Annotated in this window: 15 protein-coding genes; 9 read left to right on the forward strand and 6 right to left on the reverse strand. The window is 30.2% G+C overall.

Features of this window, described 5'->3' with window-relative positions; genetic code table 11:
* The coding region (locus tag ACIQ56_RS07580; protein ID WP_397600466.1) for a hypothetical protein at positions 1–212 on the forward strand (212 nt) is incomplete at its 5' end.
* Positions 213–336: 124 nt separating this feature from the next.
* A complete protein-coding gene (locus tag ACIQ56_RS07585) occupies positions 337–942 on the forward strand; it encodes a hypothetical protein (protein ID WP_397600467.1) in 606 nt (201 codons plus the stop codon).
* A gap of 84 nt (positions 943–1,026) precedes the next feature.
* On the opposite strand, the gene dnaK is transcribed toward ACIQ56_RS07585, so the two are convergent.
* The gene (dnaK, locus tag ACIQ56_RS07590) at positions 1,027–2,952 is read right to left on the reverse strand and encodes a molecular chaperone DnaK (protein WP_397600468.1); all 1,926 of its coding nucleotides are present in this window, start codon (positions 2,950–2,952) and stop codon (positions 1,027–1,029) included.
* 444 nt (positions 2,953–3,396) lie between these two features.
* On the opposite strand from dnaK, the gene ACIQ56_RS07595 reads away from it, so the two are divergent.
* Genes ACIQ56_RS07595 through ACIQ56_RS07610 form a run of 4 tightly spaced genes read left to right on the forward strand, consistent with a single transcriptional unit; the run spans position 3,397 to position 7,094 of the window.
* On the forward strand, positions 3,397–4,068 hold the full coding sequence (locus tag ACIQ56_RS07595; protein WP_397600469.1) for a DedA family protein: 672 nt from the start codon (positions 3,397–3,399) through the stop codon (positions 4,066–4,068).
* Positions 4,069–4,091: 23 nt separating this feature from the next.
* Positions 4,092–4,760: a site-2 protease family protein gene (locus ACIQ56_RS07600; protein ID WP_397600470.1), complete on the forward strand. Its 669-nt coding sequence runs from the start codon at positions 4,092–4,094 to the stop codon at positions 4,758–4,760.
* A 2-nt stretch (positions 4,761–4,762) separates the two neighbouring features.
* Complete coding sequence (locus ACIQ56_RS07605) at positions 4,763–5,827, forward strand: hypothetical protein (protein ID WP_397600471.1); 1,065 nt, start codon at positions 4,763–4,765, stop codon at positions 5,825–5,827.
* A complete protein-coding gene (locus ACIQ56_RS07610) occupies positions 5,820–7,094 on the forward strand; it encodes a site-specific DNA-methyltransferase (RefSeq protein ID WP_397600472.1) in 1,275 nt (424 codons plus the stop codon). The genes ACIQ56_RS07605 and ACIQ56_RS07610 overlap by 8 nt, the downstream gene beginning before the upstream one ends.
* On the opposite strand, the gene ACIQ56_RS07615 is transcribed toward ACIQ56_RS07610, so the two are convergent.
* A complete protein-coding gene (locus tag ACIQ56_RS07615; RefSeq protein ID WP_397600473.1) occupies positions 6,998–8,365 on the reverse strand; it encodes a tetratricopeptide repeat protein in 1,368 nt (455 codons plus the stop codon). The two genes, ACIQ56_RS07610 and ACIQ56_RS07615, sit on opposite strands and share 97 nt — an antisense overlap.
* A gap of 105 nt (positions 8,366–8,470) precedes the next feature.
* On the opposite strand from ACIQ56_RS07615, the gene ACIQ56_RS07620 reads away from it, so the two are divergent.
* Positions 8,471–9,298 carry a chemotaxis protein CheX gene (locus ACIQ56_RS07620; RefSeq protein ID WP_397600474.1) on the forward strand — a complete coding sequence of 276 codons (828 nt, stop codon included), beginning with the start codon at positions 8,471–8,473 and terminating at the stop codon, positions 9,296–9,298.
* A 30-nt stretch (positions 9,299–9,328) separates the two neighbouring features.
* Here ACIQ56_RS07620 and ACIQ56_RS07625 read toward each other — a convergent pair whose 3' ends face one another.
* The 3 genes from ACIQ56_RS07625 to ACIQ56_RS07635 all read right to left on the reverse strand — a co-directional run bounded on the left by ACIQ56_RS07625 (position 9,329) and on the right by ACIQ56_RS07635 (position 12,997).
* Entirely contained in the window at positions 9,329–10,252 is a 924-nt protein-coding gene (locus ACIQ56_RS07625) for a flagellin (RefSeq protein ID WP_397600475.1), read from the reverse strand.
* A 214-nt stretch (positions 10,253–10,466) separates the two neighbouring features.
* Positions 10,467–11,426 carry an NAD(P)H-dependent flavin oxidoreductase gene (locus ACIQ56_RS07630; RefSeq protein ID WP_397600476.1) on the reverse strand — a complete coding sequence of 320 codons (960 nt, stop codon included), beginning with the start codon at positions 11,424–11,426 and terminating at the stop codon, positions 10,467–10,469.
* A gap of 98 nt (positions 11,427–11,524) precedes the next feature.
* Positions 11,525–12,997, reverse strand: a complete 1,473-nt coding sequence (locus tag ACIQ56_RS07635; protein ID WP_397600480.1) for an L-lactate permease — start codon at positions 12,995–12,997, stop codon at positions 11,525–11,527.
* A 296-nt stretch (positions 12,998–13,293) separates the two neighbouring features.
* Here ACIQ56_RS07635 and ACIQ56_RS07640 point away from each other — a divergent pair, with 296 nt between their 5' ends.
* Together ACIQ56_RS07640 and ACIQ56_RS07645 are read left to right on the forward strand one after the other, a co-directional pair.
* Positions 13,294–13,476 (forward strand): hypothetical protein, encoded by a 183-nt coding sequence (locus tag ACIQ56_RS07640; RefSeq protein ID WP_397600477.1) that lies wholly within the window; start codon positions 13,294–13,296, stop codon positions 13,474–13,476.
* 27 nt (positions 13,477–13,503) lie between these two features.
* Entirely contained in the window at positions 13,504–13,701 is a 198-nt protein-coding gene (locus ACIQ56_RS07645; RefSeq protein WP_397600478.1) for a hypothetical protein, read from the forward strand.
* 49 nt (positions 13,702–13,750) lie between these two features.
* Here ACIQ56_RS07645 and ACIQ56_RS07650 read toward each other — a convergent pair whose 3' ends face one another.
* Entirely contained in the window at positions 13,751–14,428 is a 678-nt protein-coding gene (locus ACIQ56_RS07650) for a DUF2461 domain-containing protein (RefSeq protein ID WP_397600479.1), read from the reverse strand.
* Positions 14,429–14,785: the final 357 nt, after the last annotated feature.

The following is a 14,785-nucleotide window of genomic DNA, read 5'->3' on the forward strand; positions in this document are numbered from 1 at the left end:
ATGAGCTTTATTCTGCAAGTTATAATGTAAAATTTAGTTGGTTTATTCAAAGTAATCCATTTTCCTCTAAAGAAAACTTTTTTATATATAATAATGAAATAAGTTCAGAATATACTTCTGGAAGTAGAGATAATAATGAAATCGCAAATGAATACTGTACAAAGAGTATTGCAAATGCAATTCGTTCTTTAAATGGTTCTTCTATTAATTAGATATGAATTAAACTTAGTAATACAAACTTTTATTTATTAAATAAAAATTTTTAAAAGTTTCTTTTTTTGTTGGTAAGAAAAATGATAAATTTAAAATCGTTAACTTTTGTATTGTTGACTGCGAGTGCTTTTTACGGATGTAAACCTTCTGAAAAAAAAATCAGACTCAAAAAAACAAGAAGAATCTTCTAAAAATATTCAGGATACTCCAGTTTCAAATATTGTTGATTATTTGACTCCACAAATTTCAAATAGCTTTAAGGCTACTAAAACAAATATAAATTCTAGTTGTTTAGAAAGAAATCCAGTAAATAATAATTATGTTTTGTTTAATACTGAATTTAATGAATATGAAATTACAAGAGGAGCCATTGAAAACCAACAAATTGATGATAATAACAATATTGCTGGTACTGTAAATATATCAATTACATGTAAATTTGTTAGGCATAAGTTAATAGGGGTTACAAATCCTGAATCTACGGATAAAAGTAAAAAAGTAAGTGATATAATTTATTCTGCATCATATAATTTAAATTTTAAGTGGTATGTAATTTCAAATCCGTTCGATAAAAAACAAAATTTTAATATTAATGATAAAGTAATTCAAGCAAAATATTTATCTGGAACAATAGATGATCAAATAACCGCAGATGAAAACTGTTTGAGCGAAATTAAAAAAGCTATAATTGATTTATCTGGAAATAAAATAAATTATGTAAAAAAATAAAATAGATTTTTTTTAATATTTATAAATAAAAAAACCTCACTAAAGTTTTAGTGAGGTTTTTTCGTTAATGTCTAAATTTAAATCTTAGTTATTGGATTCAAATTCAGCGTCTACAACACCATCTTTATTTTTGGAGTTGTTTTGGTTGTTACCTTGAGCTCCGCCTTCTGCATTTGGAGCGCCTTGAGGGTTTTGCCCTTGAGCTCCTGCATTTTTATACATTTCTTCGGCTAGCTTGTGTGCTTTGGCTTCAAGAGCTGTAATAGCGGCTTCAAGAGCTGCTTTATCTTCAGATTTTGTTTCAAGAACAGTGCGTGCGCTTGCAAGTTCTGTCTCGAGGGAAGACTTCATTTCTGCTGGAAGTTTATCTCCATTTTCACGTAAGTTCTTTTCCGTTTGGAATACAATACTGTCGAGTTTGTTACGTACATCAATTGTTTCGCGACGTGTTTTGTCTTCTGCAGCGTGACGCTCTGCTTCTTCCATCATGCGTTTGATTTCTGCTTCAGAAAGTCCGCCTGAGTTAGAAACCGTAATTTTTTGTTCTTTGCTTGTGCCAAGATCTTTTGCTGAAACGTTTAAAATACCGTTTGCATCAATGTCAAATGTAACTTCAATTTGAGGAACACCGCGTGGTGCAGATGGAATTTCTGTTAAGTTAAAGCGGCCAAGGCTACGGTTGTCGCGAGCCATTTCGCGTTCACCTTGGAATACACCAATTTCAACGCTTGTCTGATTATCAGCAGCGGTTGAGAAAATTTGGCTTGCGCGTTTTGGAATTGTGCTATTGCGTTCAATAAGTTTTGTAAATACACCACCTAAAGTTTCAATACCTAAGCTGAGTGGAGTTACGTCAAGTAAAAGAACGTCTTTTACTTCACCACCAAGAACACCAGCTTGAACAGCAGCCCCAACAGCAACCACTTCATCTGGGTTTACGGTACGGTTTGGTTCTTTTTTGAAGAATGCTTTTACTTTTTCGCCCACAAGTGGAATACGAGTTGAACCACCGACCATGACAACTTCATCAATTTGATCAATAGAGAGGTTTGCGTCGCGAAGTGCAGAACGGCAAGGCTCAATTGTTTTGTCGATAATGTCCATAATCATTTGTTCAAATTGAGAACGCATAAGGCTTACAGCAAGGTGTTTTGGACCTGTTTGATCTGCAGTTAAGTAAGGAAGATTGATGTCTACCTTAGTTTGTCCTGAAAGTTCAATTTTTGCTTTTTCTGCAGCTTCTTTAAGACGTTGCATAGCCATTGGATCTTTGGACACGTCCATAGATGTTTGTTTTTTGAATTCAGCAACAAGGAAGTCAATAAGGCGTTCGTCTACGTTATCGCCACCAAGGTGTGTGTCGCCGTTTGTGGAAAGAACTTCAACTACGTTATCGCCAACTTCGAGAACGGAAACGTCAAATGTACCGCCTCCAAAGTCATAAACAGCAATTTTTTGGTTTGTTTTTTTATCAAGGCCATAGGCAAGAGCGGCTGCTGTTGGCTCATTGATAATACGAAGAACTTCAAGACCAGCAATTTTACCAGCATCTTTAGTAGCTTGGCGTTGGGAGTCGTTAAAATAAGCAGGAACAGTAATAACTGCTTTTGTTACTGTTTGGCCAAGATAGCTTTCTGCTGCTTCTTTAAGTTTTTGTAGAACTTTTGCAGAAATTTCTGGCGGTGCCATGTCTTTTCCACCAATTTCAAATAAAACTTTGTCACTAGGACCTTTTTTTACAATGTATGGCATTTTTGTAGCTTCTTCAGAGCGTTCTGAAAAGTGGCTACCAATAAAGCGTTTTGCTGAGTAAATAGTGTTACGTGGGTTTGTTACCGCTTGGTTGCGTGCCGCACGACCAACAATAAACTCACCGTCACGAGTATAAGCAACAACGGAAGGAGTTGTACGCTCACCTTCTTGATTTGTGATTACTTTAGCTTGGCCATTTTCCATGACCGCTACAACTGAGTTAGTTGTCCCTAGGTCGATACCAATTATTTTACTCATACGAAAACCTCCGAGATAAGGGATGAAAATCAATCACTTTTTGATTTAAATAGAAAGAGAGAAAAGCTATTAATTTCAGGCCTTTATAATTAAGCTTAAAATACAGGATAAGCTTTTTTCCCTGCTTGCGAGGAACATAAGCACCTATTTTATTGTGTCAACTCGCAAGTAGATAAATCTATATTATTTGTTTCAAGTTAGTTTCCATAAAACGATAGTTCTAGTAAAATTATTAATTTATAGGGTATTATTGAAAAAGCATGTTTCATTTAAGACTTTTAAAACCCCTAAACTGAGTCGATATCATTTTTATCTTTTTAAATTAGAATAGGATTGAGAAAAGCTATATATCATTTGCCAGAGGCTTGATTGTTTGCAGGGGCTGTTCATATCGGTTAATTATACATGCATTGGTTTTTTTTCTTGTGCATGTCTGGAGTTACTGTGTTGTTAGATTTAAATAATCTTATCGTCTTTTTTACAAATTACGGTTTTATAGCCGTATTTGGGGTTTTACTACTTTGTGGATTTGGCTTACCAGTACCTGAAGATATTACTCTCGTAGCTGGTGGTTTTATCTCATCTATGGCGTGCTCTGTTGATGGAACTTTTTTACAAGCATTAAAAAGTTGTAATGAAGTTCATTATATGCTGGCAGTTTCTATGGCTGGTGTTTTAATAGGCGATAGCACAATGTATTTCTTAGGAAGAATATTTGGAGAAAAGCTTTTAAAAATAAAGTTTTTTTCAAAAATAGTGACACCTGAGCGTTACCAATGGATTCAAGAAAAATTTGCAAAACATGGCTTTTGGTTTATTTTTGCAGCTCGTTTTATGCCGGGTCTAAGATCTCCCATTTTTGTTGTTACCGGAATCTCTAAAAAAGTTTCCTACTTAAAATTTGTATTAACAGACGGAATTGCTGCCTTAATTAGTGTTCCTGTTTGGGTTTATCTTGGGTTTTGGGGTGAAAGACAATTAAGTGATTTAAAAGTACTAGATCATTATGTTAAAAAGGGACAATATAGTATTTTTATCATACTTGGTATTGCTATAGTTACTTTATTAGTGATTTGGTTTGTAAAAAAGAAGATAAAAGAAAAAACTGGTTTTTAATTTAATAATGGATGTTTTATATAATGAGTTCTAATCCTGAGTTTTCAATTGCGATCGCGTTACTTAAATATTTAGGTTTTTTAATTGCTATTACAATGTATCAAGCTGGAATTGCTATAATGGCAAAAAGAAAAGGGGATAATTCTTTTCAAACGACACAGCTAGCAACATTTAATCCAATTCCTCATATTGAAATAGTGGGAACAATTATTTTTCCTTTTATTTCTATATTAGCAAATTTTCCCTTTGTTTTAGGGTGGCCTAAACAGTTTCAAATTGATACAAGATATTTTAAAAAACCAAAGTTAGATGTGAATATTATTTATCTTTCAGGTGTTAGTATCAACTTTTTAATTTCCATAATATGCATGATTACCTTAAGATTTTTTTTAGGAGGAAGCATAATGCCTTCGCCTACATTAGATCTTTCAACTCCAGAAAAATTAGCTCAACTCATGCTTTCAACAATTGGTTTAACAAATATGGTCTTAGGTGCTTTATTTTTGTTACCTTTGCCTGGTTATGCAGGTTGGAATATTTTAATTAATAATGTAAGTTATAATACAGCTAGAAAACTTCAAGAAAAAGCAATGATTATCTCTATTGTTGGAATGATAGTTATTATTTTTGGTTTTTTAAATACATTTTTTAATATATTCATGAAACTATTTTTAATTATTTCTGGATATTAATAATGGCAAAAGATCTTATTTATTCCATATACAGTCATTCCGATGCTGATGGCGGTATAGCTGCCGCATTATTTTCTAAATTTATTTATGATAAATTTGGAAAATTTGGTTGGACGACAGATATTCAACCCGTAAATCATATTTCATCTCAAGGAGATTGGAGTTTAAAAGAAATCAAATGGCCCTGTGCTATTTTAGATTTCACTTTACATCCTTCCTTACTTAGCAATCGTTTTTTTGCAGCTAAGAGAGCTTTAGAAAAAAGTTTAGGTCAAAATAAAAAAATTCCAGATTGTTATTGGATAGATCATCATCCAACAGGTTCGAGTTTTCCTTTTTTAAATGAAAATAATACTTCTGAAATCATTCCAAATGTAATTACAAAGTGGGATACCAGCGCCATAAGTACTCCAGGTTTATTAAGAACTCATCATCATGAACTCGAATTTCCAATTAAATTTATCAAAGAATACGAAGAATTTATTGATTTAGCTGAAATTATCGATGGGGCTTTATATGTAAGTTGTGAAGCTGCGCATGATTATTCATCAAATTCGGTAAAGTTACAAACTTTATTTAGCCCAAGTCATTCTATTATAGATAAAGCAGCGCTATACAAAAAACTTGTAAGACAAATTTCAAAAAATCCTTCTGTTGAAGATCTTTTTGACTCCGATTTTCTTTATAAAGCAATTTTAAACCATGAAGAACAATCTTTTAATAAACAATACCGCTCCTATAAAAAATCGACGCGATTAGAAGGTAAAGTTGCTTACGCAAATTTTGTTGAAAGTAAAGAATATGCAGGTATGGGAAGATTTTTACCATATATGTTATTTGAAGACGCTAATTATGCTTTACATATATTCCCAAGTTTTAATAAAAATGGTTCTTCTTTATCATGTGGTATAAATCCTTGGAATAAACCTAAAGATTCATCTAAACATTTAGGAAATTATTTTGCCAAGAATTTTTCTGGTGGCGGTCATGCTTTTGTTGCCGGTGGAAAAGTAGCAGAAGATGAGTTTTTTAAAATTGAAAAGTTATTAGAGTTTTTAAATGAGTAATTTTTTAGATGTTGAATCTAAAAAACAAATTCCTTTAAATAAAGTGCTAAATTCTATTATTGAAGGAGATAACCTTCAAGTAATGAAAGAACTTATCACATTTTATGAAAATAAAATAAAATTAATTTATATTGATCCCCCTTACAATACGAAAAGAAAATTTATTTATAATGATAATTTTGGCTCTCATCAAAACTGGGTAGAAATGATGAGACCTCGTTTAGAAATTGCACATAAAATATTAAAAGATGATGGATTTATTTTTGTTAGTATTGATGATAATGAAGTTCATTATTTACGTATCTTAATGGATAAAATATTTGGTGAAGAAAATTTTCGAAATTGTATTATTGTTCCTAGAGGGACAAAAAATGTTCAAGCTCAATTTTTATATTCAAATAGCATTGCTATAGGCCATGAATACGTCCTTTTCTATAGCAAAAAAAAAGATTCAAAAATAAAAAAATTTGAAATAAATCGATCCTATAAAAAAGCCGGTACTTGGAATAATCATTGGCGTGGAACAGATAGACCAAACTTAAGGTATGAGCTTTTTGGAATCTCTCCTAAAAAAGGCCAATGGAGATGGTCTAAAGAAAGAAGTTTAATTGCAATTCAAAATTATATTTCATTATTAGTAAATCTAAATAAAACAAATAATGAGAGTAATATTAAAAATCATGAAATAGATAATTGGTTTTCAAATCAAGTAACAAGTGGAAAAAAAATAGATCTTTTAAGGCTTGGTAAAACGGGAAAACCAGAGCATTATGTTCCTTCAAGTGAAACAAAATTAGGAAATGATGTTTGGATGGATATAAATGTTTCAGGTAATAAAGATTTAAAAAAAATATTAAAAAATACACATTTTGATATGCCAAAATCAGTGGAGTTAATTAAAAGAATAATAAAAATCGTTACTGTCAATAATAGAAATGATATCATTTTAGATTTTTTTGCAGGTTCTGGAACAACAGCACAAGCTATTTTAGAATTGAATAAAGAAGATAATGGAAATAGAAGTTTTATATTAATTCAAACTCCTGAAAAAATTTCGGATTCTACTATAATTTCATCTGAAAAAGAAAATACAATTTCTAATTTGACATATCAAAGAATTCAAACTTTTTCTGAAATAAATAATTTAGATATAAATATAAAATTTTTATATCAATCCATACCAAATGTAATAAATTCTTCTTCCGCTGGTGGAGGAGGTGGCGCTTTAACTTCATCTTCGAATCCACCCATAATAAAAGTCATTTGATCTCCTGTAAGTAAACACTTAGGAGAGTCTTTCTTTACTTCGCCAGGAGCTGCTGGAGTTTCTGCTGTTTTAGCTGTTGCAGCAGCTGCAGAAGGAGCTTCTTTTTCAAGTTTTTCAAGTAGATTTTTAGCTTTCACATAATCTTTAGGAGCTTTTTCAACTGCTTTTTTTGCATTTTCAATTGCCTTTGCTTTATCTCCCAATTTTGAATAAGCTAATGCAATGTTGTAAAGTAACAAATATTCTTTGTCAGGCATGTCTAGTACTTTAATAGCATTTTTATAAAGTGAAACCCCTTCACTATATTTTCCTGACTTCACTAAAAGGACGCCTTTATTATTAAAAAAACTTGCTAGTTCTGCACCTTTTTTAAGACTTGATAAAACTTTTTTACTTTCTTCTGTTTTTCCTTGAGTGGCTAATGCTCTTCCTAAACCAAATGAGGCTCTATCATCTGTAGGGTTTAATTTTAAAACATTTTTAAAATTTTCCTCTGCTTTATCTGCATCTCCGTTGCCTAAATTGAGTTCACCTAAAACTAAAAGTCTTTCAACATTATGAGGACTTAATAATTTTGCTTTTTCGAGAGCTTTCATAGCATCTTCAAATTTATTATTTTTAATATGAACTTTAGAAATAAGATTTAAAGCAGGAATATGATGTGGGTCAATTTTTAAAATTTTATTTAAAAATTCTTCAGATTTTTTTACATCATGTGCTCTTAACAATAATTCTGCATAAAGTGTTAAAAAACGAAGTGAGTTTGGTTCTTTTTTTAATCTTGGTAGTAAAAGTTCTTCCGCCTTTTTATATTTTTTTTCTATTAATGAATTTTGGAATTCCTTTTGAAAGTTTCTATCACTTTCTGGGTTTTTTTGCTGTTCTTCTAATTCTTCAAATCTTTTAAGAAAATCTTTTTCCGCTATTGGTTTCGTTAAAGTTTCATAAAAATTAAATTCAGAAATAATAGCTTTGTCTTCTTTTCCAATACTTCCGACTAAAGGAATGCAAAAACAATCTCTTATTTTTTTGTTTTCGTGAGTTTTTATAAATTGAACTAAAGCAATTCCAGAAATAACAGGCATTCTTACATCTACAAAAATGATATCATAAGCTGTTGCATTGGATTCCAATTCTTTAATTGCTGGCTCTGCTCCAGGAAAACCTTTATAGTTTTTCTTTCCTATTTTCTGAAATATTTTTTCCATTTGCGAAAGAACGTCAGGATCGTCGTCAACAACTATGATGTTATTGAATATAGATTGCGTCATTTTTCCCCCTTAACACTCCTTCAGATTTTAGCATAGCTAATCGATACACTTATATGTCAGTTAATTGCTACCACTCTCTGTTAGGACGAGAGGTATGAAAGAAGGATGTCGGCCCAAAACCCATTAGAAAAAAAGCTAGATCGTTATTATGAGGATATTATTGATAAAATAATGGAACTCATTGAAACTCAAAAAAATTTATTGGGAGAGCAAAAAGAGCTTAAAAAAGATATTGCAAAATTAAAGGAACATGTACTTGAGTCTCACGCAGATATAAAACAAATAGATACAAAAATTGATAACTTAACAAAAGTTATTGGCTCAGGTGGTGGCGCTTCTAAAGGAGGATCTTTCTCAAGCAATTCATATCAATCAAATTCATCTGGAACAACTCGCGTACCTTCTGCAAAACCTTCTGGAGGGTCTCCAAAAAGTTTAAAAGATTTTTTAGCAACAGAAGCTGCTATTTTTGATGTCAAAGTATTGAACGCTTTTATTAAATCAACAAAAGAAATTGTTAAAACAAATACAAGAACTGAGCCTTCTTTTTTAAAGCCTGTTGTTGGCGAAGACGTGCATTTACAAATTGTTGTTGCAGGAAGAATGCAATTGGCAAGAGATAGTGGCAAAGGAACTATGGCTTTTTGCATGGAATTATTATCTGCACAAGCAATAACACGAGCGGTATTTATGTTACCTGAAGACGGAAAGGTTTCTGATGCGGATATTAAAGACGTAACAAGCGAAATTTGTAATCAGATATGTGGAAAATCGAAATTAGCACTAAAAAATGAAGGTTATAGTTTTGATATTGGGATTCCTGAAATTCATCAAGGTGTGCCAAAAGATTTAATTGCTGTATTAGGGCTTCCTAAAATATCTTTATTTTTTGCTTATAATAAACTGCCATTTTATGTTTTGTTTTGGGGATAGAATAAATACCTATCCCCAAAATACGGAGCGTTACCCTAATAGACGTAATGCAAGAGATGGAATTTGATTGGATTGAGCGAGAACAGAAACACCAGATTGTTTTAAGATATTTGATTGTGCAAGTTTAGCTGTTTCTTCGGCAAAGTCGGTATCACGAATACGGCTATTTGTTGCAGCATTGTTTTCTGCTTGGATACTTAACTGATTGATTGTTGAATTAAGACGACTTTGGATCGCACCCATTGTGGAGCGGTAAGAAGAGACTTTTGTAATGGCTTCATCAAGAACATTAATAGATTTTTGAGACATTTCTTTTGAAGCAACGCTGGACATTTCATCATCTTCAGATGTGCCTAGGTTTAATCCCTCTTCATTCACGGATGCATTCACATTACTAAAGTCGATACGAATGATGTTGGTTGGGTTTGGATTATCTAAGTTATCTGCAGATTCAAAATAGTTTTTACCAACTTGAATTTCTAGGGGAAATGTATTTGAGCGTTTTTTTATTTCATCGTCAATATCATCTTGATCTCCAACTAAAAGTAATGTTCCATTAAATTCAGTTGTTTTTGAAATACGATTGATTTCATCTTTTAATTGACCAAATTCTTTATTCAGAAATCCTCTTTCTGTATTTCCAATCGTATCGCTTGCTCCTTGGATTGAAAGCTCACGAAGACGGGATAAAATATTGCCTATTTCATTTAATCCACCTTCTGCTGTTTGGATTAATGAAATACCATCATTTGCATTTCTTCTTGCCATTATTAAACCGCGATAATCAGCTCTTAATTTATCGCTAATTGCTAAACCAGCTGCGTCATCAGAAGCTTTATTTATACGGAAGCCTGATGATAATTTTTCCATTGAAAGATTATTCATGTCGTTGCTTATTGTTAAGTTACGTTGTGCATTTAATGATTGCACGTTAGTAGCTATACGAAATCCCATAACAGTTAGCCTCCTAAACCTTTAACTTCAACCATGCAATTCATAAAAAATTAAATTTGCAGATTGCATTTTTTTTGACACTGTCAAAATTACTTTAACTTCATCGTGTCAATGAAAAATCTCTTTAGTTAATTTTTTATCAATTTATTTTGTATTTAATATGTATATATTCGTTATTTTTATATTTTATATTTATAATTATGATTGTATAAATTTAAAAAAATATTTTTTTTGATTCTAAATATTCTTGAGTTAACTTATTTACTAATTTAGAACAAGATAAAATTTCTGTTACTTCTGAAACAATTTGACCTACTTCAAGTTCACCTTCTTCAATGTTTCCATTTAACATGCCTTCTTTTGCACGACCTTTTCCTAAAATTTCGATCAATTCATTTTTATCAGCGCATCTATCTTCAGCTGAGGCAATTCTTTTAGAAAACTCATTTTCAAGCAAACGAACAGGAACATATTTTTTCATTCTTAAAAAAGTGGAATTAAAGCTTGCTTGGCACATCGCATTTTTAAAATTTTCATGGGCTGAGCTTTCAATAGTAGCTGCAAAAGCAGTACCTATTTGAACTCCTTCTGCACCTAAAGCCAAACAAGCAAGAATAGAGCTTCCTGAACCAATTCCACCAGCAGCAATAACAGGAATAGAAATGTGATCTTTTATTTGTTGCAACAGTACAAGAGTTGTTATTTCATCACGCCCATTGTGTCCTCCTGCCTCAAATCCCTCTGCAACAACTGCATCTACACCAGCATCTTCACATTTTTTTGCAAATTCTGGAGTGCTAACAACATGAACAACGGTGCATCCTTCTTTTTTTAAAAAAGAAGTCCATGTTTTTGGTGAACCAGCACTCGTAAAAAAAATTTTAACCCCTTCATTTAATGCAACTTCAATTTGATCTTTTGTCTTATCATAAAGTAACGGGATGTTTACTGCAAAAGGTTTTGTAGTAAGATTTTTTGCTTTTTGAATATGATGTCTTAGAAGATCTGGATTCATGCTGCCCGCTCCAATGATACCTAAACAGCCTGTATTTGCACTTGCGGCAGCTAATTTACCACCGCTTATCCAAACCATACCTGCTTGTACAATTGGATTTTCAATATGAAATAGATTTAAAATTCTTGATTTGGGCCAAATTGATGTATTGTTAAGCATAAGGATCTCCTTTAAAAAAACAAAATGCCTTTAAAGTTTCTAATTCTTTCTTATGCCATAAAATAATCCTAGAGACTATATTCATTAAACGAATAATTTTAAATAAAATAATAAAGTAAAATGGTTGTTATTAAAATCGAACAATAAATAAATAATGCCATTTTTAATCCAAAATAAAGAAGATCTTTTTCCTTGATTATAATTTCATTTTTATATTTAAAAGAGCTATTCGCTATTGTCATAATCAATATTATAATTGGTAAAGATGTAAAGATAACATGTCCTGCACTACTATTTTGAACTGCAGAGAAAAGCAATCCATTTCCTAAGGATTCTCCAATTTTTTGTTGAACATTCATTATAAGAACATTACCTCCTACATTTGAACCGGTAATAAAACCGCTGATCATTCCAAATAAAGGTAAAATTATTATTTTAATAATACCTGCATCCCAATTTTGTAAAGTATTTGAAATTTCTGTCACCATATTTGATTCAAACATAATACGTGCTAATAAAATAAACATAAATAAACTTGATATTGCTATTTTTGTTTTAACAAAAATCATTTTAGAATCAATTGAAATAGGTTTTATTAAAAATAAAATTAAACTTGTTATAAATAAGCTAAATCCAGGACTAATGAATGGGTTAAAAGAAATATTTTGATTTTGAATTTTCATAATATTTTCTAAATAATTATATATAAATGGAATTCTAAAAGTAATAATCACAATTAATAATAAGACATAAGGAAAAATAAATTTCGAGACTTCTTTTATTTTTAAAATAAATTCTAGTTTATTTTTTTCAGAAAAATAAAAAAATAGCAACATGATTAAACTTGTAATAACTCCAGTCAAAATTCCTGCAATTTCAGTCAATCCAAAGTAATTAAAACTAAATAGTAAAGTTGCAAAAAGAAAACCTTGACCAAGGCCAATAAACCACTTACGTTTTATTAAATCATATTTACCAATGATATATAAAGTCATCATTCCTATGAATGGAAAAATTAAAAAACTTATGAGAGAACTCATTTTTCCAATATCATGAATAGAATACCCAGTTAATTTAGATCCAATAACTGTTGATATACCAAGAGTTCCCCATGGAATGGTGTTTAAACTTAACATTGATAATTGAAAAGCTTGCATGGGAGAATATAATTTAAAAAATATTGGAATTCCTAGAAGTAACGAAATTCCAAAGCCAGTAAAGGACTCGAGTGCAGGAAGGATTCCTAAAATTAAAATTAAAGATTTTTTTTCATTATCTAGAGGGAAGTTTTTTATGGATGAAACAAGACTTTTTAAAATACCTTGTTTATTCAATATTTCGTTAAAATAAAGACCTGGAATAATAACAAATGCAACTGTAAGAGTAATAATAATGCTTACTGAAAAAGCACTTGTTAAAGTCACTTGATTTATATTAAACTTTGAATATGAAAATATTAATATAAATGAATAAATTATGCTTATTACGGCTGAAAAAGACGCGCTTTTTTTAAAATAAAAAATAATTAAAATACAAACTAATAAAGGACTTAACGATAAAAAAAAAAGGATAGCAAATGAAACCTCTTATTTTGAAAAAGATAATATTAATGATATATTAAAGAGAGAGCTTTAACTTTTTAAAATTCTCTCTTTAATTTTTTTCATTAAAATCTCAAATCGTCAAGAATATTTATAAAAAAATATTAAATATAAGTATTATAATAAAAATAATATTTAATGAGTAACATTTGTTTTTTATAAAAAATATTTATAATTATGAATTAAATAATTGACAAATAAAAATTTATAAATTAATAGAATGGAAACGTCCCAACAAAATAAATATTTTTACAAAGGAAATAAAAATGAAAAAAATTATTCTTTCTTCTTTAATGCTAATTACAACTTCCGCTTTTGCTCACAATTTACCAGTAAATTCTTTTTGGTCTAGCGACTACTCACCTGGTAAAGGGGTTTATAAATTAAATGTAATTTCAAATAGTGATGTTCAATTGGTAGAAGATAAAAACGTATGTGGTTTTGATTAATTAGGAAATCTTTCTTTTTGTACTAGAATGGCATTTTTTCCTATAGAAGGTTTTTTAGAAGTTCTTAGAATTCGTGCACCAAGAACAACTACTGTATATAGTTTAGAAAATAGCGGATTTAGAATTTTACATAGTATGGTAGATGAAGCAAATGGTTTTGTTCGTTTGCAAAAAGTTGATCAACAGGGCAGTGTTGTTGATTCTTTTAGATTATTTAGAAATTAATAAAATATTTAAAGGCGTGAAATTTTAATAAAATCTTACGCCTATTTTTTTATTTATATTTTAATCCTACTGAATCTGTTAAAAAAGATACAAAATCAGAAGAAAGTTCTGTTAATTTAACAATTTTATTTAAGAGTTCCGGACTCAGAATTTCTTCTTTAGTTAATAAATGATCAATCACAAAATCTTTCCGAATTAAATCATTTTCAACTTTTGGACAATCTAAAAATTCTTTTGGAATTTTTTTTAAAGAATTCCCTTTCATCTCAAAATTTTCTTTAAATATTTTTTTATTTTTTAACCATTCATCTTGAAAATCAAAAATAGATTTTCTAATTTTTCCACATGTTGCTGTATCGGGATGCCAAATGCCTGCTCCAAAAAAAGATTTATTTGGTTCTATATGTAGATAAAATCCAGGAGAAGTATAATCTTTTCCTTTCTGGTGACGAAATTGAGCAGCAATCCATGTTTTATAGGGTTCATCTCTATTACCAAATCGAGTATCTTTATTAATACGAAATAAAGATCCCCCCGATTTTTTTGCTATGGCCTCGTATTGAGGAGCGATTTTCTTTAAATAGGGTTCATAGTCAATAATAAATTTTAAAAATGGATTTCTAACATATGTTTCAAATTTATCTTTATTTAAATGAAACCACTCTTTATTATTATTTCTTTTTAATTCATATAAAAAAGCAAATGTTTCTTTTGTAAAATAATTCATATTTATTCCTATAAAAATATTTGTTAGGATCTGTTAAAATTAGTCCCACAATCTTTTTTATCAATCTGAATATAAAAATTAAATATTTTTTACAAATTTTTCAATAAAAAACACAAAATTGTTAACTTGATTCTTAAGTCATAATATATTAAGACCCTTAAGCTTCATTTGTTGTCTCTTAAAAGTGTGTTGAATGCTCTCATTTTATTATCCCTTAAGGAGAAGTTATCTTATGGTGCGCCAAGATAAGTGCGTAAGAACCAGTGAGTGCGAATCTCACCCACGTAAAGATTAGCCATCAGCGTGGAAGTAAGCAGTGCGATTAATAAGGTAACAAATTAATTGAAGCCATTGTGA

It is taken from the genome of Silvanigrella sp., from assembly GCF_044369315.1.
In the GTDB taxonomy this organism is placed as follows: domain Bacteria; phylum Bdellovibrionota_B; class Oligoflexia; order Silvanigrellales; family Silvanigrellaceae; genus Silvanigrella.